Below are 25,007 nucleotides of genomic sequence, written 5' to 3' on the forward strand. Positions count from 1 at the left end.
CCGCAAACGCTTGGTAGGCACTTGCTGATATCTAATGTGGTTGACCGATCTAGCGCAAATAAAAAAGGCCAATGAATGGCCTTTTTATTTTTGTGCATCAGATTCTGATGAACCGCAGCCAGTTTTAGACACTCACTCAAGCTGACTGATTACGCAGTCTCGTTTTTAAAATGCCTGCGCACATACCAGGCAAAAAACACCACGCCGAGGGCGGCAATCACGTAGTGGGATTCATGGAAATACACTTTCAAATCTTCCCAATGCTCACCCGCCTTCATGCCCACGTACCCTAGCACCCAGCACCAGATCAGTGAGCCAACAAAGGTGTAAGCCACAAACCGCGTCATGTTCATGCGCGCCACCCCGGCCGGGAAAGCGATAAATGTGCGCACGGCAGGCAACAGGCGGGCAATAAAAATAATGATTTCACCATGATCTGCAAACCAGCGGTCTGCCATGTCGAGGTCTTTTTTGCTGATCAGCACATATTTGCCGAATTTCTCCACCAGCGGACGACCGCCGTACATGCCCAGGTAATAAGCGGGGATCGAGCCGACCACACAGCCTACCGCCCCTGCCAGCGCAATACCCCACAGCGTTAAATCGCCCTTGCTGACCAGAAACCCGGCAAATGGCATGATGATTTCAGAGGGCAAAGGAATACAGGCAGATTCAATCGCCATCAGCAACACAATGCCACCATAGCCCATGCTGGCAATCACGGCAATAATCCAGCCCGCCACGGCAGCCACTAATTTTTCTAACATTACATAAATTCCTTCAAAAGGGTTTTCACTAATTCTACACGGTGATTGAGGTTACCAAGCTGCACGGTGACACGTAATTTATCCGGCCCGTTCATGCGGCAGCGCTTGTCGCGTTGCAGCAGATTGATCAGCTTGAGCGGATCGAGGTCGGCTTTGACATTAAACTGCAACTGAATGGCTGCGTCAGAGGCATCGATTTTAATAATGCCCAAGGCTTTGGCGGCGATGCGCAAACGGTGGCAGGCAATCAGCGCCTCGCCGGGCTCAGGCAACAGGCCAAAACGATCGATCAGCTCTTCCTGCATGGCATCCAGCGCGTCATCATCTTCGCAGTTGGCCAGGCGTTTATAAATCACCAGCCGCTCGTGCACGTCAGGACAATAATTGTTGGGCAACAAGGCCGGGGTGTGCAGATTGATTTCGGTGGTCACCCCCAGTGGCGCGTCAAGGTCAGGCTCTTTGCCGGCCTTGAGCTGTTTAACGGCATGATTCAGCATATCGGAATACAAGTTAAAACCGATTTCCTGCATTTCACCGCTCTGGCTGTCGCCCAGCAATTCACCGGCACCGCGGATTTCAAGGTCGTGCATGGCGAGGTGAAAGCCTGCCCCCAGGTCTTCCAGCAGTTGAATCGCGTCTAGCCGTTTTTGTGCTTGCGGCGTGATATTACGGTGCGGATCGGTCAGCAGATAGGTGTAAGCCTGGTGGTGACTGCGACCCACGCGGCCACGTAACTGGTGCAATTGCGCCAGGCCAAACATATCGGCCTTGTTGATGATCATGGTGTTGGCAGTGGGCACGTCGATGCCGGTTTCGACGATGGTCGTACACAGCAACAGGTTGGCGCGTTGCTGGTAAAAGTCGCGCATCACGTGTTCCAGCTCGCGCTCGCGTAACTGGCCGTGGCCAATGACAATGCGGGCTTCGGGCACGATTTTCTCCAGCTTTTCCTTCATGACATAGATGGTATCCACCTCGTTATGCAGAAAATACACCTGGCCACCGCGCTTGAATTCACGCATGACCGCCTCGCGGATAATGCCGTCCGAATACGGGGTATGGAAGGTTTTAATGGCCAACCGTTTTTGCGGCGGGGTCGAAATCACCGAGAACTCACGCAGGCCTTCCATGGCCATGCTCAAGGTACGCGGAATCGGCGTGGCGGTCAGCGTCAGCACATCCACCTCGGCACGTAGTGCTTTCATCTGTTCTTTTTGTCGCACGCCAAAACGGTGCTCTTCATCCAGAATCGCTAAACCCAGGTTCTTGAATTTGACGTCTTTCTGAATCAGCCGGTGTGTGCCGATGATGATGTCTATGCTGCCATCGGCCAACCCCTTGATGGCTTCGGCCTGCTCTTTAGCGGTGCGGAAACGGGAAATTTCGGCAACCTTGATTGGCCACTCGGCAAAGCGGTCGACAAAGTTCTGGTAATGCTGCTCGGCCAGCAAGGTGGTCGGCACCAGCACCGCCACCTGGCGGCCACCCATCACTGCGACAAAAGCGGCACGCAGCGCGACCTCTGTTTTGCCAAAGCCAACATCACCGCACACCAGGCGGTCCATGGGGCGGCCAGATTGCATGTCTTTGATGACGGCTTCGATAGCATCGAGCTGGTCTGGCGTCTCTTCAAACGGAAAGCCTTCACAAAAGGCCTCGTAATCATGCAGGCCCAAGGTAAAGGCATGGCCTTTGCGCGCAGCGCGTTGCGCATATAGGTTAAGCAACTCGGCTGCGGTATCGCGAATCTGTTTGAGGGCTTTTTTCTTGGCTTTTTCCCACTGGCCGCTACCTAGTCTGTGCAATGGTGCACTCTCGGGCGGCCCACCGGAATAACGTGAAATCAGAAACAGTTGCGACACCGGCACATACAGTTTGTCTTCGCCAAAATACTCAATCAGCAACAGCTCAGTCTCGCCCTCGCCAAAATCGATATTGACCAGGCCCTTGTAACGCCCCACCCCGTGCTGCTCATGTACCACCGGGTCATCCAGCCGCAGTTCGGACAAGTCTTTGAGCATGCCTTCGGCATTGCGCGCTTTCTCCTGATTGCGGCGGCGCTGCTGGCGCACGGTGCTGGCATACAGCTCGGCCTCGGTGACCACCGCCAATGCGCCCTCGCGCGCATCCTTATCCACCATGCCCTGATGCAAGGGCGCCACGCCCAGCATAACCGGGAAGTTGGATTGTGCAAAGGCGGCCCAGTCTTCAGCCAGTGAAAAACTCAGGCCATGATCGCTGAACAGTTGCGCAATGGTCTCGCGGCGGCCCAGGCTTTCTGCGGCAATCAGCACCCGCCCGTCAAATTGCTGGATAAAGGCTTGCAGTTTGTGCAAGGGCTGCTCGGCACGTCGATCTACATCGACAGGCGGTAAAACGGTTTGTTGGGCAATTTGCTGAGTGACCAGCGCGAAGTCATGCGTGCGCTTAAAAAATTCATCGGCTTTTTGCAACAATGTTTCCGGGCGCAAGATGGGTTTTTCCGCATCATGCGCCATCAGGCGGTAACGCGTACTGGCATCGGCCCAGAATGTTTGTGCGGCCTTGTCCAGGTCCCCATGCAGGCAAAGGACCGTTTGCGCGGGCAAATAATCAAATAGTGTGGCCGTCTGCTCAAAAAATAGCGGCAAATACCATTCGACCCCGCCGCTGGGCGTGCCTTTACTCACATCTTTATATATTTTGGCGCGTTGCGGGTCGCCCTCAAAGTACTCGCGAAACTGGCTGCGGAAGCGCGTAATCGCCGCTTCATCCATAGGGAACTCGCGCGCAGGCAGCATGCGAATTTCGGGCACCGGATAGACGCTACGCTGGGTGTCGATATCAAACGTGCGTATGGTTTCGATTTCGTCATCGAACAGGTCTATGCGGTAGGGAAAGGCGCTGCCCATGGGGAACAAATCCACCAGTCCGCCGCGTACGCTGAACTCGCCAGGCGCCATCACCTGGCTCACGTGGTGGTAACCCGCCTGCGCACACTGGTTGCGCAAGGCCTCCACATCCAGCCGTTGGCCTTTTTTGAGCATAAACGAGTGCGCGGCCAGGTAAGCCACCGGCGGCAGGCGCAATAATGCAGTCGCCATCGGCACAATCACCACATTGCTCTGGTTCTGGCTCAGTTGATACAAGGTTGCCAGGCGCTCAGAAATCAAGTCTGGATGCGGGGAAAACACGTCATACGGCAGGGTTTCCCAGTCTGGCAGCAAATGTACGGCAATCTCTTTGCCAAAAAACGGGATTTCGTCCATCAGCCGTTGCGCTTCAAACGCACTCGCCGTTAAAACGACCAGGGGCGTGTTTGTTGCTTTTAAACCACAAGCCAGCTCAGCTAATGCCTGGCTATCCAGGCCCTGACTTTGAAAAGAAAAGCGCTGCGGATGCCCGATCACGGGGAGTGAAACTGCCATAAAAAATTAGACTCTTATTGCTCAGGTTAGATGAGTATTTGTTGGCGAATCTGCCGAGTTTGCTATTATAACTGCAAGCGTCGATCGGCTGTCATGGAATGACACCTAAGACGCCCGAGCGAATAAAATGTATGACCCCAGCACGGAGATGATAAAGATGAATGACAAACAAGCCGTCGCGCTGGAAGCTGCCAGCTACGTCAAAGACGAGATGATCGTAGGCCTGGGCACAGGATCTACCGCCAATTACTTTATTGAAGCGCTGGCGCAACGCCAGCAGCAAGGCCTGCGGGTGACCACGGTTGCCAGCTCCACCATCAGCATGATCAAGGCGCAAAGCGTTGGCTTGACCGTGCTGGGCCTGCAACAGCTCAGCCAGATAGATCTTTATGTGGACGGCGCGGATGAAATCACGCCCGACAACACCCTGCTCAAAGGCCGCGGCTATGATCTGGTCATGGAAAAACTGCTGGCCAAGGCGGCCAAACAGTTTATTGTTGTGGCAGATAAGAGCAAGCTGGTGCCTCATATTGGCCAGAACTATCCTATCCCGATTGAAGTGATGCCTTTTGCCTGGCAAGCGGCCAAGCGCAGCATTGAAGCCATCGGAGGCACGGGAGAGCTACGGCCTAATGTAGCCAAAGACGGCTTGTGCATGACCAGCCACGGCAGTCTGGTGCTGGATATGCGCTTTGAGGCTGGCCTGGATGCACATAGCCTCAACGCAGCACTGAACAATATTCCCGGCGTGGTTGAGCATGGTATTTTTGCCAAACTAGCTACAACCATCCTGATTGCAGATCAGGGCCAGATCGCAACACGGGTTTAACTGGCGGCATTTCACTGCCGCTTTGCTGGCTCATGCGTTTTCTCTCTGCCCATTTGGTTCGCGCCGCATGGTTAACGGCCCTGCTCTGCCTGGGGCTCAGTGCGTGTAGCGATAATAGTGATACAAAGCCAGCCACACGCGCCAAACCCAAGCCGGATCCTTACACCATTCGCTTTGTCACGATCAATAGCCCCAGCACCTACTTTATCGACAGCCAGAACAATTACGCCGGACTGGAATATGACCTGGCCAAACGCTTTGTCGAGTTTTTGGGGCCGCCGTATAAACTCGAATTCGTGGTGGTAGACAGCTTTTCCAAAGTGTTCCCTACCCTGCTCAAAGGCGACGCCGACATTGCCGCCGCCGACATCAGCATCACCCCTGCGCGTAAACGCCAAGTGCTGTTTGGACCGGCGTTTAACCAGGTGCAGTCCATGGTGGTGTTTAACCGCGACAAAAACAGTGAGCCGACTCATGCCAATGCACTTTTGAATAAACGCATTGTGCTGCCCAAAAGCACCAGTTTTGTTGAACGCATGCGCGAGCTGCAGGCCAAGTATCCGGGCCTGACCTGGAAAGAGTCCGACAAAATGAGCTCGGAGCAACTGATTGAAGCGGTGGCACGCAATGAGATCGACTTTACCGTGGCAGACAATCACCTGCTGGCGATCTTGCAATATAACTATCCGCAGCTGGATGCTGGCATGATGCTGGGCCAGGCCGACAAAATCGCCTGGGCACTAAACAAACTGCATGGCGAACCGCGGCTCAAACAAGTGCAGGCTTTTTTCAAGCAGATCGAAAAAAATGGTGTACTGCGCAACCTGGTTGACCGCTATCACGGCCATACCAAACGTTTAAAACCGGTCGATGTGGTTACCTTCCTCACAAAATCGCAAACCTTGCTGCCCAGGTATATCCGCCTGTTTAAAAACGCGCAAGAAATCACCGACATCGACTGGCGACTGCTGGCCGCGCTCAGCTACCAGGAATCTCACTGGGATAATTACAGCACCTCGCCCACCAATGTACGCGGGCTCATGATGCTCACCGAACAAACCTCTAACATGATGAACGTCACCGACCGGCTCGACCCCAAGCAAAGCGTGATGGCTGGCGCCAAGTTTTTTCTATGGATGAAAGACCGCATTCCCGCACGCATCCCAGAACCTGACCGTACCTTTATGACTCTGGCCGCCTATAACAACGGCGTCGGCCACCTCGAAGATGCACGCATCATTGCCCAGCGCCTGGGCCTCAACCCCGATAGCTGGGCAGACGTCAAACGCGGCTACCAACTGCTCAATGACCCCACCCACTACGTTAACGCCAAACATGGCTACTGTAGCTGCGGCGCCCCCGTGATCTATACCGAGCTGGTCAGAAGCTATTACCAGATCATGCAAAAATACTTCCCGCCTTACGACCCTGGCGTAGACCCATACAAAATTGCAGACTTAAAAATGCCCTGGTTGTTGGCCAGGGCATCTTGAGTTTGCAAAACCGGACGAATTACAAAGTCAGCAGCGTTTTGCCACCCATGTAAGCCTGTAGGGCTTTGGGAATATTCACCGTGCCATCAGCGTTCTGGTTATTTTCCAGCACTGCCACCAGTGTACGGCCCACAGCCAGACCAGAACCATTCAAGGTATGCAACAACTCAGGCTTACCATTGGCATTACGGAAACGAGCCTGCAAACGGCGAGCCTGGAAGGCTTCGCAGTTTGAGACAGATGAAATTTCACGGTAGGTATTCTGAGCGGGCAACCAGACTTCGAGGTCATAGGTTTTAGCGGCGCCAAAGCCCATATCGCCTGTACAAAGCGAGACAACACGGTATGGCAGTTCGAGTGCCTGCAAAATCGCCTCGGCATGACCGACCATTTCTTCCAGCGCCTGATAGCTGGTGTCAGGGTGCACAATCTGTACCATCTCGACTTTATCAAACTGGTGCTGGCGGATCATGCCTTTGGTATCTTTACCATAAGACCCGGCCTCTGATCGGAAGCATGGGGTATGCGCGGTCAGCTTGATCGGCAGGCTGTCCATGGCGACAATTTCATCCCGCACCGTGTTGGTCAGCGTGACTTCTGAAGTCGGGATCAGGTAGAGCTTGCTGTCATTGTGGGCGGTAGAGAACAAATCCTCTTCAAACTTGGGTAATTGGCCGGTACCGATCAGGGTTTCGCGGTTAACCATATACGGCGTATAGCACTCGGTATAGCCATGTTTCTCGGTCTGGGTATCCAGCATAAACTGGGCAATCGCGCGGTGCAGTTTGGCTATCTGGCCCTTCATAAAGGTGAAACGCGCGCCTGAAAGTTTAGCTCCTGTATCAAAATCCAGCCCTAATGGCGCACCGACATCAGCGTGGTCTTTGACGGCAAAGTCAAACTGGCGTGGCGTACCCCAGCGACGCACTTCGACGTTTTGGCTTTCATCCTGCCCGACCGGCACGCTCTCATGCGGCAGGTTAGGCACATTTTGCATCAAGACCAGCATTTTGGCCTGTACATCATTGAGCTCTGCCTCCGCCGATTTCAGCGCATCGCCCAAACCAGCTACCTCAGCCAGAATCGCACTGGCATCTTCGCCTTTGGATTTGGCGATGCCGATTTGCTTGGAGGCTGCATTGCGCTTGGCTTGAAGATTTTCCGTATTGGTTTGAATGGTTTTGCGCTGCGCTTCAAGCGCTTTGAACTCTTCTGCCGGGAAAGCAAATTTGCGTGCCGCCAAACGTGCCACAACATTGTCCAAATCGTTTCTAAGTTGTTGTATGTCTAACATAAGTTCTTTCTTTTATTTTAGCCACAGAGCACACAGAGTTCACAGAGAAACCCGTTTGACTCCATTGACCAGTTTAGGCTCTGCAAAATTAATTAACAGGCCACGCTTCAAGCCTGTCGATTTTAAATATGAAATCAGTTGTGCATAGGCAAAATCAGGCAATTTTGTTTGTGCTTTCAGCTCCACAACAACCTCACCTTGCACCAGTAAATCCAGCCGCTGACCTTGAATCACAACGTTTTTATAGCGCACATTTACTTCAACCTGGCGTTGATATGCAATGCTACGCAACGAAAGCTCATGGCAAAGTGCGCTTTCGTAAACAGACTCTAGTAAACCCACACCAAGTTCACGATGTACCTCAATGGCTGCCCCAATAATCTGACCAGTCAAATCGTCCATTTGGTTTTCTCTGTGCACTCTGCGTCCTCTGTGGCTAAATTATTTTTTAGCTTTTTTATCCAGTTCCTTCAGGTGCTTTAATTTTTCACCTATTTTACCTTCCAAACCGCGTGGTGTGGGTTGGTAAAAGGATTGCGGTGCTAAATCGTCAGGGAAATAACTTTCACCTGCCGCATAGGCCTCAGGCTCGTTATGGGCATAGCGGTATTCTTTGCCGTAATCCAATGCTTTCATTAGCTTGGTGGGAGCGTTACGCAAATGCAGCGGCACGGTGCGGGATTTATCCTGTGCAACAAAGGCTTTGGCCTGGTTATAAGCCATATAGCCCGCATTACTTTTGGCCGCCACGGCCAGATAAATCACTGCCTGGGCCAGGGCCAGCTCGCCTTCTGGGCTACCCAACCGCTCAAACGTCAAAGCGGCATCATTGGCAATCTGCATGGCGCGTGGATCAGCCAATCCAATATCTTCCCAAGCCATGCGGATAATGCGACGGGCCAGATACAGTGGCTCAGCGCCGCCATCGAGCATGCGCATGAGCCAGTACAAGGCGGCATCCGGATTGGAGCCGCGCACGGATTTGTGCAGTGCAGAAATCTGGTCGTAGAAGGCTTCACCGCCTTTATCAAAGCGGCGCAGCTTGCTAGCCATGGTGGACTGCAAAAAGGACTCATCTATGCGATCGACTTTGGCTGCAATGGCGCCGTTAAACAGGCCTTCAGCAAAGTTCAGCAGGCGTCTGGCGTCACCATCGGCATAGGCGAGCACCTGTTCTTGCACCGCCTCATCTAGGGCAACAGCAGGTGCGACTTTTAAGCGCGCACGCTCAAGCAATTGCGCCAGCTCGTCTTCATTAAGTGCATTGAGTACAAACACCTGCGCCCGGCTCAGCAACGCGCTATTGACTTCAAATGAGGGGTTTTCGGTGGTGGCGCCAATAAAGGTGATCAGCCCACTTTCGACATAAGGCAAAAACGCATCCTGCTGCCCTTTGTTAAAGCGGTGAACCTCATCGACAAACAGGATAGTATTGCGACCCGTTTGTTGCAAGGTGAGTTCTGCACGCTCAACGGCTTCGCGGATATCTTTAATGCCGGATAGCACGGCAGAGAGCGGCACAAATTCGGTATCCGCAGTTTGCGCAATCAGGCGCGCCAATGTGGTTTTACCCACCCCTGGTGGGCCCCATAAAATCATCGAGGGCAACTTGCCGGATTCAAATGCGCGTCGCAACGGCTTGCCCTCACCGAGCAGGTGGGTTTGCCCGACCACTTCAGACAATGTTTTTGGTCGTAGCTGCTCAGCAAGTGGAATACTGGAGGGAGTTTGCGGTTCAAACAGGGATGACATGATGATTCTGGCGCGGTCTACTGGCTACTCGCCAACGACATCCACCCCTTTGGGCACAGTAAACAGAAACTGGTTGGCGTTGAGGTTGGGGTTCACTTCCACATTTGAAAACACGATATGCGTGCTTTGACCAAACGCATCCACCAGCCGCATTTCTGCCAGCTTGCCCTGGCTGAAGGAAATAATCACCACCTGAAAACCACTGTCTTTTTGAATTGGCTTGGCCTGTACGCGTTGCAAGCCCTCAAAATCGAGCAAGCGCGTGAGACGGAAGCTCTCTTCGACATTAGGACCACCTGCCAGCAAAGCCGCGGGACTGGTGCCTAATACTTTATCTACCGTACGCAGGGTGACTTGCTGCAAGTCGACATCAAACAAAAATACCTGACGGCCATCGCTGATGATTTGCTGCTCGTAAGGCTTTTGATAATCCCAGCGGAATTTGTTGGGCCGCTGCAATAGCATGGTGCCGTTGACCTCTTGCAGCTTGCGGCCTTTTTGGTCAAACACGGTCTGCTTGAAGTTGGCGCGCATGGCATGCGTGCTCTGGTAGAACTGCTTTAAATCATCGACACCATCGGCAAATGCCGTTGAAATGAGACATACGCTACATAACGCCAGCAGCACTCGGGTAAATACTTTATTCATGGTCTCCTCCGGCTTTTACTAATACCTCACGGTTGCCATTGCTTTGCATGGCAGAGACAAGTCCGGCACGTTCCATATCTTCTATCAGGCGGGCAGCGCGGTTGTAGCCTATGCGCAATTGACGCTGCACCGATGAGATAGAGGCGCGGCGTGTTTTGAGCACAATCGCCACCGCTTCATCATACAGCGGGTCTTTTTCGCCGCCCGCACTGGCCTCGCCACCACCCAGGCTATCCAGGTCGCCGCCTTCGGTCTCATTGGTGAGAATGCCTTCAATGTAGTTTGGTTCGCCTTGCGCCTTGAGGAAGTTAACCACGTTATGCACTTCGCCATCACTGACGAATGCACCGTGAATCCGTTGCGGATAGCCGCTACCGGGCGGCAGATACAGCATATCCCCCTGGCCGAGCAAAGTTTCGGCGCCCATTTGGTCGAGAATGGTACGCGAGTCTATCTTGCTCGATACCTGGAATGCCACGCGTGTGGGCACGTTGGCTTTAATCAGGCCGGTAATCACATCTACCGAAGGGCGTTGCGTGGCCAACACCAGATGAATGCCTGAGGCACGGGCTTTTTGCGCCAAGCGTGCAATCAGTTCTTCTACCTTTTTGCCTACCACCATCATCAAGTCAGCCAGCTCATCAATCACAACGACGATCAACGGCATTTCATCGAGTGGCTCCGGCTCGTCCGGTGTCAAACTAAATGGATGCGGGATCGAAGTACCCTGTTTTTTCGCATCGACAATTTTCTGGTTATAGCCAGCCAGGTTACGCACACCCAGCGTAGACATCAGTTTATAGCGACGCTCCATCTCGGCCACACACCAGTTGAGAGCATTGGCGGCCTGGCGCATATCGGTCACCACCGGCGCCAACAAATGCGGAATGCCTTCATATACAGACAATTCCAGCATTTTCGGGTCAATCAGGATCATGCGCACGCGGCTGGCTTCCGCTTTGTACAACAAACTCAAAATCAGCGCATTAATCGCCACCGACTTACCAGAACCGGTGGTCCCCGCCACCAGCACATGCGGCATTTTCGCCAGGTCGGCCACAATCGGCTTGCCGGCAATGTCTTTACCCATGGCAATCGCGAGCGGCGAATTTAAATCGGCATAAGCCTGGCTACCCATAATCTCGGTGAGTGAGACGATCTGGCGTTTGGGGTTAGGGATTTCAAGCCCCATATAGCTTTTGCCAGGAATCGTCTCGACCACCCGCACGCTAATCACGGACAAGGCCCGCGCCAAATCTTTAGACAGGTTAGTGATCTGGCTGCCTTTCACACCAGGTGCCGGATCCAGCTCATAGCGCGTAATCACCGGCCCGGGTTGCGCGGTCACCACCTTAACCTCGATGCCAAAATCCATGAGCTTGCGCTCAATCAGGCGCGAGGTGAAGTCCAGAGTTTCTGCCGATTGCAACTCCACCGACTGGTTAGGCGCATCCAGCAAATGCAACGGTGGCAGGCCTTCCTGCTCTATGGCCTCAAACAACACCGCCTGTTTCTCTTTGACCACGCGCTCGCTTGGCGCGATGGCAACCTCAGGCACAGTAATCTCCACCGGCTTGCGGTCTTCAATGCGCTTGCGTTCCGCCTCGACAAACTCTTCACGCGCCTGCAACACCTGACGGCCGACTTGACGGTCTTGCCAGTCCTGGTATTTCAATACGCTCCATTGGTAAAACTGAATGACCCACTCACCGAGCCGTTCGCTCATGGTGATCAGCGACCAGCCAGTAAACAGGCTAAAGGCCGTTGCAAATAACACCAGCAACAACATGGTCGATCCGGCAAAACCAAACATATTGCGCAGGAGATGGTCGATGCCGCTACCGATCACCCCACCCTGCTTGAGTGGAAAATCAGCAGGTAAACTCACCAGATGCCCAGACTCCAGGGCTGCAGAGGCAAGCAGCATCAAGGCAAACCCTACTGCATTCAACCACCAATCCTGCTTTTCAGCCGCATTCTGGTGCAGCCGCTGATACATGAGCCACACCACAAAAAAAGCCAACACCACAAACCACCAGGAAGAAAATCCAAACAGAGACAGAAAAATATCGGCCATCCAGGCGCCTACCGTGCCGCCTGCATTGTGAATGCGGTCACTCTCCCCCACCGCGTGCGTCCAGCCTGGATCTTCATGCGAGTAAGTCAGTAAAATCACCGCAAAAAAAACACCGAGTGCCGCCAGCGCAATCCAGGCAACTTCACGGATAAGCTTGGCGTCGCGCAGCTGTTTTTCCGTCGAGACTTTTTCCAGACGGACATTAGCGGCTTTTTTCTTATTAAAAAACAATATGTTGTCTCTTTCTCTGCAAGAGTGAACTTAAATGATTATAGCAAAATCAAATTGCAGACAGGGGAACGAGGTTCTAAAATACCCTAATCACTCACAAGGAGAGCTCATGGATATCGGAATTAACAATGAAAACCGCCAGGAAATCGCGCAAGGCTTGTCCAAGCTGCTGGCAGACACTTACACGTTATATCTCAAAACGCACTATTTTCATTGGAACGTCACTGGCCCGATGTTCAATACCTTGCATTTGATGTTTGAAACACAGTACACCGAGCTCGCATTGGCCGTAGACCTGGTGGCTGAGCGTATCCGTTCACTGGGCGTGTATGCGCCTGGTACTTACGCACAATTCTCCAAGTTGACTTCGATTGAAGAAACCGTGGATGTGCCTAAAGCCAACGACATGATCAGCGAACTGGTGGCTGGTCACGAAGCGGTTTGCCGCACAGCACGTAGCGTGTTCCCGGCAGCCGAGAAAGCCTCTGATGAAGCCACGGCTGACTTGCTGACTCAACGCCTGCAGGTGCATGAAAAGACTGCTTGGATGCTAAGAAGCCTGTTGGAAAAATAATTCCGAGCAGTCTTTCGTTGTAGGCTCACTCGGCTTAGCCGATGTTAAGCAAAGCCGCCTAAGCCACAAAACTGCTTGGATGCTAAGAAGCTTGCTGAAAAAATCTTTATATATTGATCACTTGACTGGAAGATGACCATTTAAAAACCCATGGTCATCCCCATCTGAATAAAAATAACCTTCCTGAATGGAATTTTCACCATGGCAACTAAACACGCCCGTTTAATGATTCTTGGCTCCGGCCCTGCCGGGTATACGGCAGCCGTCTATGCAGCTCGCGCCAACCTTAACCCGGTTTTAATCACTGGTCTCGCCCAAGGCGGCCAGCTCATGACCACCACCGAAGTCGATAACTGGCCTGCAGATGCCAACGGCGTCATGGGTCCGGAACTGATGGCGCGCTTTCAGCAACATGCCGAGCGCTTTAACACCGAGATGATTTTTGACCACATTCATACCACCCATCTCACAGAAAAACCGATTCGTTTGGTGGGCGACAGTGGCGAGTACACCTGCGATGCGCTAATTATTGCAACAGGCGCTTCTGCCAAATACCTGGGCCTGCCCAGCGAAGAAGCGTTTGCGGGCAAAGGCGTGTCCGCCTGTGCCACCTGTGACGGTTTCTTCTACCGCAATCAGGAAGTCGCGGTAGTGGGTGGCGGCAACACTGCAGTGGAAGAAACGCTTTATCTGGCAAACATTGCCAGCAAGGTCACCCTGGTTCACCGCCGTGACAAATTCAAGGCCGAAGCCATTTTGGTAGACAAGCTGATGGAGCGTGTGAAAGAAGGCAAAGTGGTGCTGGAAACCTTCCAGACGCTGGATGAAGTGCTCGGTGACAACACCGGCGTGACTGGCATGCGGCTGAAAGACGTCAATTCTGGCACCACCAAGGACATTCCCCTCAAAGGCGTGTTTATTGCGATTGGTCACCAGCCGAATACGCAAATCTTTGAAGGCCAGCTGGAGATGGAGGGTGGTTATATCGTCACCCAGGCCGGCCGCCAGGGCAATTTCACAGCCACCAGCATCCCCGGTGTATTTGCTGCGGGCGATGTGCAAGACCATATTTACCGCCAGGCAGTCACCAGTGCCGGCACCGGTTGTATGGCTGCGCTAGATGCCGAGCGCTATCTGACCAGTCTGGAATAAATCCAGCAGCAATCGTGAAGAAGCGCACCCCGGTGCGCTTTTTTATTTTAAAATCGGGTTATGTCACAAGAACACCCGGACAATGACGAAAATGACGTATCCCTGTTTTACGAAGCAGTCAAAGGCGCACGTCCGGTCAAAACCAACCGCGTTTCCCATGCGCCAAAAAAACCCAAACCGATTCCGCGCCAACTGATCCGCGATGAAAAACAGGCACTGATCGATTCGCTCAGCGACCACTACATCCCTGCCTACGAACTCGAAAGCGGCGAAGAGTTATTGTATTTACGCGAAGGCCAATCGCCGATGGTGTTAAGCAAACTGCGCCGTGGTCATTGGGTGGTGCAAGCGCATATCGACTTGCATGGCCTGATCAGTGATGAGGCCAGGGTCACCGTCTCCGAATTTATTGCCGGCTGTAAAAAACGTGGGCTGCGTTGTGTACGCATCGTGCATGGCAAAGGCCTGGGCTCGCGCAATAAAGAGCCTGTGCTTAAACACAAATTACGCAACTGGCTCATGCAAAAAGACGAAGTGATTGCCTATGCCCAGGCTCGGGCCAATGATGGCGGCAGCGGGGCCGTGATCGTCTTGCTCAAAGCATAAACGCGCTGCCATCTCTGGCAACGCGTCATGAGCCTCAATCAGAAACTTACCAATATTGTGGATATGGCTGGTGGCGCGGACCATGTCCTCTCATGGCGGCTGGACGGTAGACTGGTGCTGGCATCGGCTGTACCTGTGCGACATTTGGCCTCACCATCACAGCCACTTCCAGCGTTGGGCCGGGATCGCGGTCCATCATGGTAGCGTATTGGCGGCCCTGATATTCATAATTCACCAGATAGCCCGTGGTCACGGTTTGCCACTGGTCCACCATCACACATTGCTGCACGGGGCGGGTGACAACACGCTCATTGCCATAGGGATTATGGTTGTCCACGCGGTCACCGACAATGGCGCCTACCCCGGCACCAACAGCGGCAGCAGCCACACGGCCACCACCCCGGCCTATGGTGCTGCCCAGCAAACCACCTGCTACGCCACCAATAATGGCGCCGGTGTTAGATCGCGCCGGCGCCTGATAAACACTTTCATTAATGTACTCAGTCCGGCATTCCTGACGTGGCTGATTGACTTGTTGCACCTGGGGCGCCACAGACAGCACCCGCGCCCGGTCTATATATTCGGCATCGGCAAATGCAGCCTGGCTGGCCAGCAACATCCAGGCACTGATTGCGATAGTTTTACGCACGTTGTTTCTCCTCTCAACATTCACACTGCATGTGGCAGTTGAGATTGATAACGTGCAGGCTGTGCAGTGCGATGACGCACAGACAGGACGCCGTGAGCGAAATTTTGTATCAGCGTGGATACAAGCAGGTTATTGATTGCTATTGGCCAGCTTGAGCAACTCGCCGCGTTGCTGGATTTCAATCACACCGCGGCCCATAGTCAACCAGCCCTTTTGTTCCAGGCGCTTAAGCTGGCGGCTGATGACTTCACGAGCGGTGCCCAATTCGTCAGCGATCTGCTGATGAGTGCGCTGTATGGTGTTATTGCCCATGTCCAGCAACCACTTGGCCAGGCGTGCATCCAGCGTCTGAAAAGCAACTTCATCCAGCAACACAATGAGGTCGCTGATCAGTGCGCCGTAGTTCTGCATGACGTACTGCCTGAACACCGGCGAATCAATCATGAGTTTATGAAAAATGGCTTCCGGGATAATCACATCCTGAATGTCATCCTCAACCACGGTAGAGGCCGGATATTGGCTATTGCCTAACAGGCAAGTTGTCGTGATCACACAGGTTTCACCGGCACCCACGCGATAAAGCACGATTTCACGCCCGCTGGCTGACATTTTATAAACGCGCGAGCGCCCTTTTAAACGCAGCACATAGCCGCCGCAATGGTCACCTTCGCGATAGCCAATCGCACCAACCGGCGCCTCTACAATGCGCGCATACTGCGAAACCAGTTTTTTTGCAGAGTCTTCCAATGCTTCCAGTTCTGGAAACAGACTGATCCATCCTAATGATTGCATCATCCCAATATCCCCATTCGTTCATTTTTTTTGCTTGTCATACCTGCATGACAGCCACTTTTTTTATGTACTGCACTTTATCACAGTTTGATTTGCATCCCTGTTTCAGATGGATTTGGCATGTGAACGTGCGATGGCAACTTGGTAGAGGTCGAGGGTCATCGTCATAGGATTGACCGCAAGCTTGCCCCAAAAATATCCAAATTGGATTAAGTTGATAACGCACCCCGTCAGTCCATCATCCGCAACACACAAAAAGTCATGCCCAGATAAGTGTTAAAGCGTACACAATCTGTGACAACAGGTTTATGATTGAATTTCAACGTACAAAGAAAATAAAAATATAAATGATTATGCAAGGGGTAATATGCAAACTTCAGAAATTGCGGTGGATCTGTTTGATCAGCTAAGGGCCTCGGCCGATCAAGCCAGTCAGTTAATGAAGGCCATGGCCAATACAGACCGCTTGATGCTGTTGTGCCAACTGTCACAGGGCGAAAAATCCGTCAGTGAATTAGAGGCCTGCCTGAATCTCAGGCAACCCAGCTTGTCACAACAGTTAACCGTGTTGCGCGAAGCGCAGCTGGTGACCACCCGCCGCGAAGGTAAAAACGTGTTTTACCGCATAGGCAGCCCCGCCGCGCTTGCGGTGATCCAAGTGTTACACCACGAGTTTTGCAAATAATCCGGCGGGGACCATGCATCATTGCCGAGGACGTCACGATGAATCTCAAACAAATCGACCAACATTACAGTATCAGCGACCAACTCACGCCTGAAGATTTAAATGCGCTGGCTGCGCAAGGCACGACCTTGGTGGTCAACTTCAGGCCTGATGGCGAGGGCGGCGAATCGCAGCCTGTCAGCCAGGCCTTGGCCTCGCAAGCAGCAGCGCTAGGCATAGCCTATGCGTACATCCCGGTAGTCCCCAACCAGATCTCAACCGAGCATGTGGCTCAACTGCAAACCTTGCTGACCAGCCACCCGGGACCCGTCGTCGGCTTTTGCCGTACTGGCAACCGGGCCAATCAAGTCTACCAACTGGCCTTGCAGTCGCCCGCTGTGGCTGCCCAAAGCAAACCTGCTTGTTGCGGTGGATCAGCTGAGACCAAAGAGGGCTTACTGGATAAAGTCAAAGGCTGGTTCAAAGAATAAAATCAATAAGAGAAGACGGTTTCACACCATGCAAAAAAATAACTTTGATATTGTGATTGTCGGTGGTGGCGCGGCGGGTTGTGCTATGGCTGCCAGCCTGAAAAAACGCGATAACACACTTGCGATTGCCATTATTGAGCCGGCAGCGCAGCATTATTACCAGCCAGCCTGGACCTTAGTCGGCGCGGGCGAGTTTGACGCAGCGAATACGGTACGCCCCATGGCTGACTGCATCCCGCACGGTGTCACCTGGCTACACGCGGCAGCGACCGGCTTTATGCTTGAAGAAAAACACGTTGTCACTGACCGCCTGGGCAAGATTCAATATCAACAACTGGTGGTTGCCGCAGGCCTTAAACTGCATTGGGAGGGCATTAAAGGTTTGCCAGAAACGCTGGGCAAACATGGGGTGACCTCAAACTACCGCTTTGACCTGGCGCCTTACACCTGGCAACTGGTGCAGCAATTACAGTCGGGCAAAGCCCTGTTCACTCAGCCCCCCATGCCAATCAAATGTGCAGGCGCACCGCAAAAAGCGCTCTATCTTTCTTGTGCAGAATGGTTGGCACAGGGTCGGCTAGGCCAGATCAAGGCCTCGTTTTACAGTGCCGCACCCGCTTTGTTTGGCGTGAAAGAGTATGTGGAGCCGCTGATGCAGTATATCCGTCGCTATCAGGTGGATTTGCATTTGAATAGCACGCTGGTAGAAGTGGACGGCCCCAACAAAACCGCCTGGTTTAATATCAAGGATGCCGACGGCAACGTGCAGCGCATCAGCGAAACGTTTGACATGCTGCATGTGGTGCCGCCACAAACGGCGCCCGACTTTATCAAGCAAAGCCCGTTAGCGAATGCGGATGGCTGGGTGGAAGTCGATCAGCACAGTTTGCAACATGTGCGCTATCCAGATATTTTCGGCGTGGGTGACTGCACCAACACCCCCAATGCCAAAACCGCAGCGGCAGCTCGCAAACAAGTGGTCATTGCCGCAGAAAACCTGTTGGCGGCGCGGGCGGGCCTGGCACTGCCCTCGCGTTATGACGGTTATGGTTCCTGCCCGCTGACGGTTGAAAAAGGCAAAATCATCCTGGCGGAATTTGGCTATGGTGGCAAAATTGTCCCTACCTTCCCTTGGGATTCAACCAAAGCCCGCCGTTCTGCCTGGTGGCTCAAGAAATACCTGTTACCAAAGGTCTATTGGCACCTGATGCTCAAAGGACGCGAATGGCTGGCCAGATGCGGGGCGTGTGGCTAGCACGCACGCCCAAATTAACGTTTAGCTTTGCTGGCGAGAAACTGCTTGAGCCATTGCAAGGTGAGGGCCACACCAAAGCCATTCACCTCACTGCCGACCGCACCCAAACCGTCCTTGTGTGTATAAGACGACAAGTCTATGTGGCACCAATCGACCTCATGCTCGATAAACCTGCCTAAAAACCGTGCAGCAAGCATATGGTCCGCATCACTGTCCATGGTGCACTGCTTGATGTCGGCAATCTCGCTGTCCAACTCGCTGTCGTAATCTTCTGCATATGGAAACGCCACCACTCGCTCGCCACTCTCAGTACCGGCCTCGACCATCTGCTGCGCCAGGCTGGGCTGGTTGGCAATAATGCCGCTCATGCGCGACCCCAGCGCGGTTTGCATGCTGCCGGTGAGTGTGGCGTAATCAAGCATGACATCCGGTTTGCTGCGGCTGGCCAGGGTCAGGGTGTCAGCCAGCACCATACGGCCTTCGGCATCGGTATGCACGATTTCGATGGTCATGCCATTGAGCGCCGTGACCACATCATTTTGCTTGTAAGCGTTGGGGCCAATATGGTTTTGCGCCAGGGCCAGCCAGCAGTCCACATTCACAGCCAACTGTTGTGCGCTAATTGCCTGCAACACGCCAACCGCCACCGCGCTGCCGTTCATGTCCTGATGCATGCCTTGCATATATTTGGCCGATTTCAAATTATGGCCGCCGGTATCAAAGCAAATGCCCTTGCCCACCAGCGCCAGTGTTTTTTTCGCCTGCGGATGGCGATAGCTCAACCTCACAATCGCGGCATCCTGCGGCTCAGAGCCTTGCGCGACGGCCACAAAAGCACCTGCGCCCAACGCCCTTAGCCTATCAATATCAAACGCCTCATATTGCCACCCTTTTTCGCTGGCCATCGATTGCAAGCACTGTTGATACAGCGATGGCGTCAACATATTAGGCGGCGTCATGGTCAAGGCGCGGCACACGGTATTGCCAGCGACCAAGGCGGTGACTTCTTCCGTCCAGTCCAGGGCATCGACACCAAACAGACCGATTTCTCGTAAGGACTGACCCTTGTGCTTTTTCTTGAGCATCGGCAAAGCTTGCGCATTCACCAGCGTGACATACGCCGCCTGCCGGGCGAGCACGGTGGCCTGTTTTTTTGCATACACACCAATAGCGATGCGCGCAGGATGCTCCTCCAGCAACGGCTTTACCGCACTGCGTAACAGGCTATTCAACGCAAAACGAGGACTACTGGCCTCGACCTGTACCAGACTCACCAGGCGGCCATCTGGCCATTCAAGCGTGACCGGCTTTTGTGCCAAATCAGCGGCAGTGAGGCCAGCCCGCGCCAGTTTTGCGGCTAATGCTTCGCCAAATGGCAGGGTAGAAAAGTATTTTTCTTCAAATACCAGCAAAATATGCTGCGCAAATGCGGACAACACGGTTGAATTGACTTCAGAATTTTGGGACCACTCGATGCGCATACAGTCAGAAAACACTCTTATATAAAATATTAAATAAACGTAGCAAAAGCCAGTAGACAAGCGTGTCTAGCTGATGCAAAACTTGACCAAAAGCGTCAAAAAAGAGACACTTACAGCTAATTGATAGCTTGCTGAGACTCATCACTTGAGTGCAGCAACGTGATACCATAAAAGTAGTGTCCAATTTCGGAATCCCTTCTTGGTAATCAACACTTTCTCAGCTCTAGGCATTGCTCGAAGCTAGATTATACGCATAGCGACTTAAAACTCGGAGAATCCTCACGCATGGCAACGCATTCGCAAGCACACCTCAATGAAACAGACGCACAAGAAACCCAGGAGTGGTTAGAAGCCCTCAGCGCAGTCATTGAGAATGAAGGGCCAGAACGTGCCCACTTTCTGTTGGAAGCAATGATTGATCAGGCCCGCCGTTCTGGCGGCCATTTGCCTTACAAAGCGACCACCGCTTATGTGAATACCATCCCCACCCACTTGCAGGCTAAACTGCAAGGCGATCCCGAGATGGAGCGCCGTATCCGTGCCCTGATCCGCTGGAATGCGATCATGACTGTGTTGCGTGCCAATGAAAAATCCCCCGGCATTGGCGGTCACATCGCCAGCTTCCAGTCGGCAGCCACTTTATATGATGTGGGCTTTAACCACTTTTTCCGTGCAGCCAACGAGAGCTTTGGCGGCGACTGTGTGTATTTCCAGGGCCACTCCTCACCAGGCGTGTACGCACGTGCCTTCCTTGAAGGCCGCATCACTGAAGAGCAGATGGATAACTTCCGTCAGGAAACCGGTGGCAATGGCCTGTCCAGCTACCCGCACCCCTGGCTGATGCCTGACTTCTGGCAGTTCCCTACCGTGTCCATGGGTTTAGGCCCATTGGCCGGGATTTACCAGGCACGTTTCCTCAAGTACCTGCATAACCGTGGCATTGCCGATACCTCAGACCGCAAAGTCTGGGTATTCTGTGGCGATGGCGAGATGGATGAGCCAGAATCACAAGGCGCGATCTCGCTGGCGGCGCGTGAAGGTCTGGATAACCTGATTTTCGTGATCAACTGTAACTTGCAGCGCTTGGATGGCCCGGTACGCGGTAACGGCAAGATTATTCAGGAACTCGAATCCAACTTCCGCGGTGCAGGCTGGAACGCGATCAAGGTCATTTGGGGTTCTTACTGGGATCCGCTGCTGGCGATGGATAAAGACGGCCTTCTGCGCAAACGCATGGAAGAGTGCGTGGACGGTGAATACCAGAACTTTAAACAAAAAGGCGGCGCCTATACCCGCGAGCATTTCTTTGGCAAATATCCTGAGCTGCGTGAAATGGTGGCTGCGATGTCTGATGCCGACATCTGGCGTCTGAACCGTGGTGGTCACGATCCGCACAAAGTATTTGCGGCTTACCAGGCTGCAGTGACTCATAAAGGTCAACCTACTGTCATCCTCGCCAAAACTGTTAAGGGTTATGGCATGGGTGAAGCCGGCGAAGGCCAGAATACCACCCACCAGCAAAAGAGCATGGATATTGCCTCACTGAAGGCGTTCCGTGACCGTTTTGACCTGCCATTGACCGATGAACAGGTAGAAAACCTGTCTTACTACCGTCCGGCGGAAGACAGCCCGGAAATCAAGTACATGATGGAACGCCGCGCAGCTTTAGGTGGCTTTGTACCTAGCCGCCGCCGTAAAGGCAACGAGCTGACCGTGCCTGAACTGTCGGCGTTTGAAAATATGCTGGGCGCCACCGGTGACCGTGAAATCTCCACCACTATGGCCTTTGTGCGTATCCTGTCTACCCTGGTGCGTGACAAACAAGTCGGCAAATATGTGGTGCCTATCGTGCCGGATGAAGCGCGTACATTTGGCATGGAAGGCATGTTCCGTCAATTAGGCATTTACTCTTCTGTCGGCCAGCTCTATGAGCCACAAGATTCTGATCAGGTGATGTTCTACAAGGAATCACAAAGCGGCCAGATTCTGGAAGAAGGCATTAACGAAGCGGGTTCATTCGCAAGCTGGCTGGCCGCGGCGACGTCTTACAGCGTCACTGGCACGCAGATGATTCCGTTCTACATCTACTACTCCATGTTTGGCTTCCAGCGTATTGGCGACTTTGCCTGGGCCGCGGGCGACAGCCGTGCCCGTGGTTTCTTGCTGGGCGCGACTGCTGGCCGTACCACCCTCAACGGTGAAGGCTTGCAACATGAAGATGGTCATAGCCACTTGATGTCCGCGACCATTCCTAACTGTATCTCCTACGATCCTACCTTTGCTTACGAGCTGGCCGTGATCATCCAGGAAGGCATGCGCCGCATGGTACAAAATCAGGAAGATGTGTATTACTACATCACCCTGATGAACGAAAACTATAGCCATCCGGCCATGCCGGAAGGCAGTGCCGAGGGCATCCTCAAAGGCATGTACAGCTTCAGCAAGTCGAAAGCCAAAGGCCCGAAAGTACAATTGATGGGTTCCGGTGTGATTCTGCGTGAAGTGATTGCTGCCGCCGAGTTGCTGGAACAAGACTGGGGCGTGTCTGCGGATGTTTGGAGTGTGACTAGCTTTACCGAGCTGCGTCGCGACGGTATTGACGCCGAGCGTCACAACCTGCTGCATCCAGAAGCGAAACCTAAGTTGAGCTTCGTTGAAGCCTCGCTGCAAAAAGCCGAAGGCCCTGTGATTGCCTCTACGGATTACATGCGCAGCTTTGCCGACCAGATTCGTCCATTTGTACCCAACAGATTCGTGACACTGGGTACAGACGGTTACGGCCGCTCTGACTCCCGTGAAGCCCTGCGCAGCTTCTTTGAAGTTGACCGTTACTATGTGACGCTGGCCGCTCTGAAAGCCCTGGCGGACGACGGCAAGCTGCCAGCCAGCAAGGCGGCCGAAGCCATTAAAAAATACAATATCGACATTAGTCGTGCCAACCCGGCTACGATCTAAGGTCACGACATAAGGAACATACACAATATGTCTATCAAAGAAGTACTGGTGCCGGATATCGGCAACTTTGACAGCGTCGACGTCATTGAAGTCCTGGTCAGCGTCGGTGACACCGTCGCCAAGGAAGATTCATTAATCACCGTAGAGTCTGACAAAGCCTCTATGGATATCCCCTCCTCGCTGTCTGGCGTGGTCAAGGAAATTCACATCAAAGTGGGCGACAAAACCAAGCAAGGCGCCCTGATTCTGACATTGGATACCGCTGGCGAAGCGGCACCGGCAGAAAAAGTGGCCCCGCAGCCGACCGCCACACCCGTGGTGGCGACCGTGACGGTGGATGAAGCCAAGGTTGCGATTCCTGAGCCTACCCGCCCGGTGGCTGAAGTTCCCCAAGTCATCCAGCCGCAAGCCACGCCTAACCCGGTTGCTGCCAGCACCGTAGCCAGCAGCGGCAAACTGGCACATGCCAGCCCGTCTGTCCGCAAGTTTGCGCGTGAACTGGGGGTGAGCCTGTCACTGGTGAAAGCCAGCGGCCCTAAAAACCGTATTTTGCAAAGTGATGTACAAGCCTACGTCAAAGGTGAACTGTCTAAACCACGCTCTGAAAGCATGAGTACTAGCGGTGCTTTAAGCACCTTGCCCATGCCGGTGATTGATTTCAGCCAGTTCGGCAATATCGAGACCAAACCGCTTTCCCGCATCAAGAAGCTGTCTGGCGCCAACTTGCACCGCAACTGGGTCACCGCTCCGCATGTCACACAGTTTGATGAGGCTGACATTACCGACCTCGAAGACTTCCGTAAGTCCATGCTGGCCGAAGCCGAGAAGCGTGGCGTGAAATTGACTTTGCTGGCTTTTCTGATGAAAGCAGTGGTCAACGCCCTGCGTACTTACCCTAACTTTAACGCCTCCTTGTCCCCTGAAGGCGATAGCCTGATCCTCAAGCAGTATTACAACATTGGCTTCGCCTGCGATACACCGGACGGCCTGGTCGTGCCTGTGGTACGTGACGTGAACCAGAAAGACGTGATGGACATTGCACGTGACCTGGCGGACCTGTCTGCCAAGGCCCGTGAGCGCAAGCTGAAAGTTGAGGAAATGCAAGGCGGCTGCTTTACCATTTCAAGCCTCGGTGGCATTGGCGGCACCATGTTTACGCCGATTATCAACTGCCCTGAAGTCGCGATTCTGGGAGTTTCCCGCGCGGCCATGCAGCCGGTGTACAACAAAGACACGGGCGGCTTTGACCCACGCCTGATCATGCCGCTGTCATTGTCATACGATCACCGCGTCATCGACGGCGCGGACGGCGCACGCTTTACCAGCCATTTGCGTGTGATGCTGAGTGATGTGAGACGCTTGTTGCTCTAATTTTTAGACGGGTAAAAAACACAAAGGGCGCGGAAAGCGCCCTTTGTGTTTTAAGCCATCTGCATCGGCTGCATAAAGTCCCCGGTCACTATCCTGGACTTATCAGCTACAGGCCATTGGTAGAGGTATATCCATACTGGCTCAAGCAGCTGATCATCTATCGTGAGAATCTGTGTTTTAACCCGTTGATATTCGGCGGGTTGTGGATGCCGGGCACTGCATTCTTCATACTCATCCAGCATGGTCAACACACTTTGCGTATCTCGGAGGCGATATACCTCTCCATATACACGATGACAGTGGTCGTTAGAAGCCACAACGCCAGGATAGAAGCTGATCTGATACATCAGCCCCTGAAACCAGCCATAGGCGACAAAATCAGCCTGCTGAGCCAGATACAGCGCAATCGCATTAGTATTGCCCTGACGCAGGGTGCCATAGACAAACAATAAATCATTCATGCTGCAATCTTAACTGCGTTTAATGCGCTGATCCATGGTCAGCCTGCATCATGTCTTG

At 53.3% G+C, this 25,007-nt stretch carries 21 protein-coding genes; 10 read left to right on the top strand and 11 right to left on the bottom strand.

The features are described 5' to 3' along the window. Positions 1-149: 149 nt before the first annotated feature. Both INP77_RS02340 and mfd read right to left on the bottom strand, forming a co-directional pair. Entirely contained in the window at positions 150-767 is a 618-nt protein-coding gene (locus tag INP77_RS02340) for a DedA family protein (protein WP_194747081.1), read from the bottom strand. Further along, positions 767-4,174, bottom strand: coding sequence for a transcription-repair coupling factor (gene mfd, locus INP77_RS02345; protein WP_194747082.1), 3,408 nt, complete (start codon positions 4,172-4,174; stop codon positions 767-769). Before mfd ends, INP77_RS02340 begins: the two co-directional genes overlap by 1 nt. A gap of 157 nt (positions 4,175-4,331) precedes the next feature. Between mfd and rpiA the strand changes: the two genes are divergently transcribed. Further along, positions 4,332-5,003, top strand: coding sequence for a ribose-5-phosphate isomerase RpiA (gene rpiA, locus INP77_RS02350; RefSeq protein ID WP_194747083.1), 672 nt, complete (start codon positions 4,332-4,334; stop codon positions 5,001-5,003). A gap of 32 nt (positions 5,004-5,035) precedes the next feature. Continuing rightward, positions 5,036-6,496 (top strand): membrane-bound lytic murein transglycosylase MltF, encoded by a 1,461-nt coding sequence (gene mltF, locus INP77_RS02355; protein WP_194747084.1) that lies wholly within the window; start codon positions 5,036-5,038, stop codon positions 6,494-6,496. Between the two features lie 19 nt (positions 6,497-6,515). Here the strand turns inward: mltF and serS are convergent, their stop codons facing one another. Genes serS through INP77_RS02380 form a run of 5 tightly spaced genes read right to left on the bottom strand, consistent with a single transcriptional unit; the run spans position 6,516 to position 12,498 of the window. Further along, a complete protein-coding gene (gene serS / locus INP77_RS02360) occupies positions 6,516-7,790 on the bottom strand; it encodes a serine--tRNA ligase (protein WP_194747085.1) in 1,275 nt (424 codons plus the stop codon). Between the two features lie 39 nt (positions 7,791-7,829). Further along, positions 7,830-8,192, bottom strand: coding sequence for a GxxExxY protein (locus tag INP77_RS02365; RefSeq protein ID WP_194747086.1), 363 nt, complete (start codon positions 8,190-8,192; stop codon positions 7,830-7,832). A gap of 39 nt (positions 8,193-8,231) precedes the next feature. Next, positions 8,232-9,542: a replication-associated recombination protein A gene (locus INP77_RS02370; RefSeq protein ID WP_194747087.1), complete on the bottom strand. Its 1,311-nt coding sequence runs from the start codon at positions 9,540-9,542 to the stop codon at positions 8,232-8,234. A gap of 24 nt (positions 9,543-9,566) precedes the next feature. Further along, a complete protein-coding gene (gene lolA, locus INP77_RS02375; RefSeq protein ID WP_194747088.1) occupies positions 9,567-10,190 on the bottom strand; it encodes an outer membrane lipoprotein chaperone LolA in 624 nt (207 codons plus the stop codon). Beyond that, entirely contained in the window at positions 10,183-12,498 is a 2,316-nt protein-coding gene (locus tag INP77_RS02380; RefSeq protein ID WP_194747089.1) for a DNA translocase FtsK, read from the bottom strand. Before INP77_RS02380 ends, lolA begins: the two co-directional genes overlap by 8 nt. Positions 12,499-12,607: 109 nt before the next feature. On the opposite strand from INP77_RS02380, the gene INP77_RS02385 reads away from it, so the two are divergent. The 3 genes from INP77_RS02385 (at position 12,608) to INP77_RS02395 (ending at position 14,830) form a co-directional block, all read left to right on the top strand. Continuing rightward, positions 12,608-13,072, top strand: coding sequence for a Dps family protein (locus INP77_RS02385; protein WP_194747090.1), 465 nt, complete (start codon positions 12,608-12,610; stop codon positions 13,070-13,072). Between the two features lie 201 nt (positions 13,073-13,273). Continuing rightward, positions 13,274-14,224 (top strand): thioredoxin-disulfide reductase, encoded by a 951-nt coding sequence (gene trxB / locus INP77_RS02390; RefSeq protein ID WP_194747091.1) that lies wholly within the window; start codon positions 13,274-13,276, stop codon positions 14,222-14,224. 60 nt (positions 14,225-14,284) lie between these two features. After that, positions 14,285-14,830, top strand: a complete 546-nt coding sequence (locus INP77_RS02395; RefSeq protein WP_194747092.1) for a Smr/MutS family protein — start codon at positions 14,285-14,287, stop codon at positions 14,828-14,830. A 46-nt stretch (positions 14,831-14,876) separates the two neighbouring features. Here the strand turns inward: INP77_RS02395 and INP77_RS02400 are convergent, their stop codons facing one another. Then, positions 14,877-15,479 (bottom strand): glycine zipper 2TM domain-containing protein, encoded by a 603-nt coding sequence (locus INP77_RS02400; protein ID WP_194747093.1) that lies wholly within the window; start codon positions 15,477-15,479, stop codon positions 14,877-14,879. A 129-nt stretch (positions 15,480-15,608) separates the two neighbouring features. Continuing rightward, positions 15,609-16,274 (bottom strand): Crp/Fnr family transcriptional regulator, encoded by a 666-nt coding sequence (locus INP77_RS02405; RefSeq protein ID WP_194747094.1) that lies wholly within the window; start codon positions 16,272-16,274, stop codon positions 15,609-15,611. 364 nt (positions 16,275-16,638) lie between these two features. Here INP77_RS02405 and INP77_RS02410 point away from each other — a divergent pair, with 364 nt between their 5' ends. The 3 genes from INP77_RS02410 to INP77_RS02420 are packed head-to-tail and all read left to right on the top strand — an operon-like array spanning position 16,639 to position 18,681. After that, complete coding sequence (locus tag INP77_RS02410) at positions 16,639-16,956, top strand: metalloregulator ArsR/SmtB family transcription factor (RefSeq protein ID WP_194747095.1); 318 nt, start codon at positions 16,639-16,641, stop codon at positions 16,954-16,956. 38 nt (positions 16,957-16,994) lie between these two features. Continuing rightward, positions 16,995-17,426: a sulfur transferase domain-containing protein gene (locus INP77_RS02415; RefSeq protein WP_194747096.1), complete on the top strand. Its 432-nt coding sequence runs from the start codon at positions 16,995-16,997 to the stop codon at positions 17,424-17,426. A gap of 28 nt (positions 17,427-17,454) precedes the next feature. After that, positions 17,455-18,681 carry an FAD/NAD(P)-binding oxidoreductase gene (locus INP77_RS02420; protein WP_194747097.1) on the top strand — a complete coding sequence of 409 codons (1,227 nt, stop codon included), beginning with the start codon at positions 17,455-17,457 and terminating at the stop codon, positions 18,679-18,681. Between the two features lie 14 nt (positions 18,682-18,695). Here the strand turns inward: INP77_RS02420 and INP77_RS02425 are convergent, their stop codons facing one another. Beyond that, positions 18,696-20,162: a leucyl aminopeptidase family protein gene (locus INP77_RS02425; RefSeq protein ID WP_194747098.1), complete on the bottom strand. Its 1,467-nt coding sequence runs from the start codon at positions 20,160-20,162 to the stop codon at positions 18,696-18,698. A gap of 285 nt (positions 20,163-20,447) precedes the next feature. Here INP77_RS02425 and aceE point away from each other — a divergent pair, with 285 nt between their 5' ends. Continuing rightward, positions 20,448-23,117, top strand: coding sequence for a pyruvate dehydrogenase (acetyl-transferring), homodimeric type (gene aceE, locus INP77_RS02430; protein WP_194747099.1), 2,670 nt, complete (start codon positions 20,448-20,450; stop codon positions 23,115-23,117). A gap of 27 nt (positions 23,118-23,144) precedes the next feature. Continuing rightward, the gene (aceF, locus tag INP77_RS02435) at positions 23,145-24,488 is read left to right on the top strand and encodes a dihydrolipoyllysine-residue acetyltransferase (protein WP_194747100.1); all 1,344 of its coding nucleotides are present in this window, start codon (positions 23,145-23,147) and stop codon (positions 24,486-24,488) included. A gap of 50 nt (positions 24,489-24,538) precedes the next feature. On the opposite strand, the gene INP77_RS02440 is transcribed toward aceF, so the two are convergent. Then, positions 24,539-24,949 (bottom strand): gamma-glutamylcyclotransferase, encoded by a 411-nt coding sequence (locus tag INP77_RS02440; protein ID WP_194747101.1) that lies wholly within the window; start codon positions 24,947-24,949, stop codon positions 24,539-24,541. Positions 24,950-25,007 lie beyond the last annotated feature (58 nt).

Source organism: Methylophilus sp. 13 (assembly GCF_015354335.1).
In the GTDB taxonomy this organism is placed as follows: domain Bacteria; phylum Pseudomonadota; class Gammaproteobacteria; order Burkholderiales; family Methylophilaceae; genus Methylophilus; species Methylophilus glucosoxydans.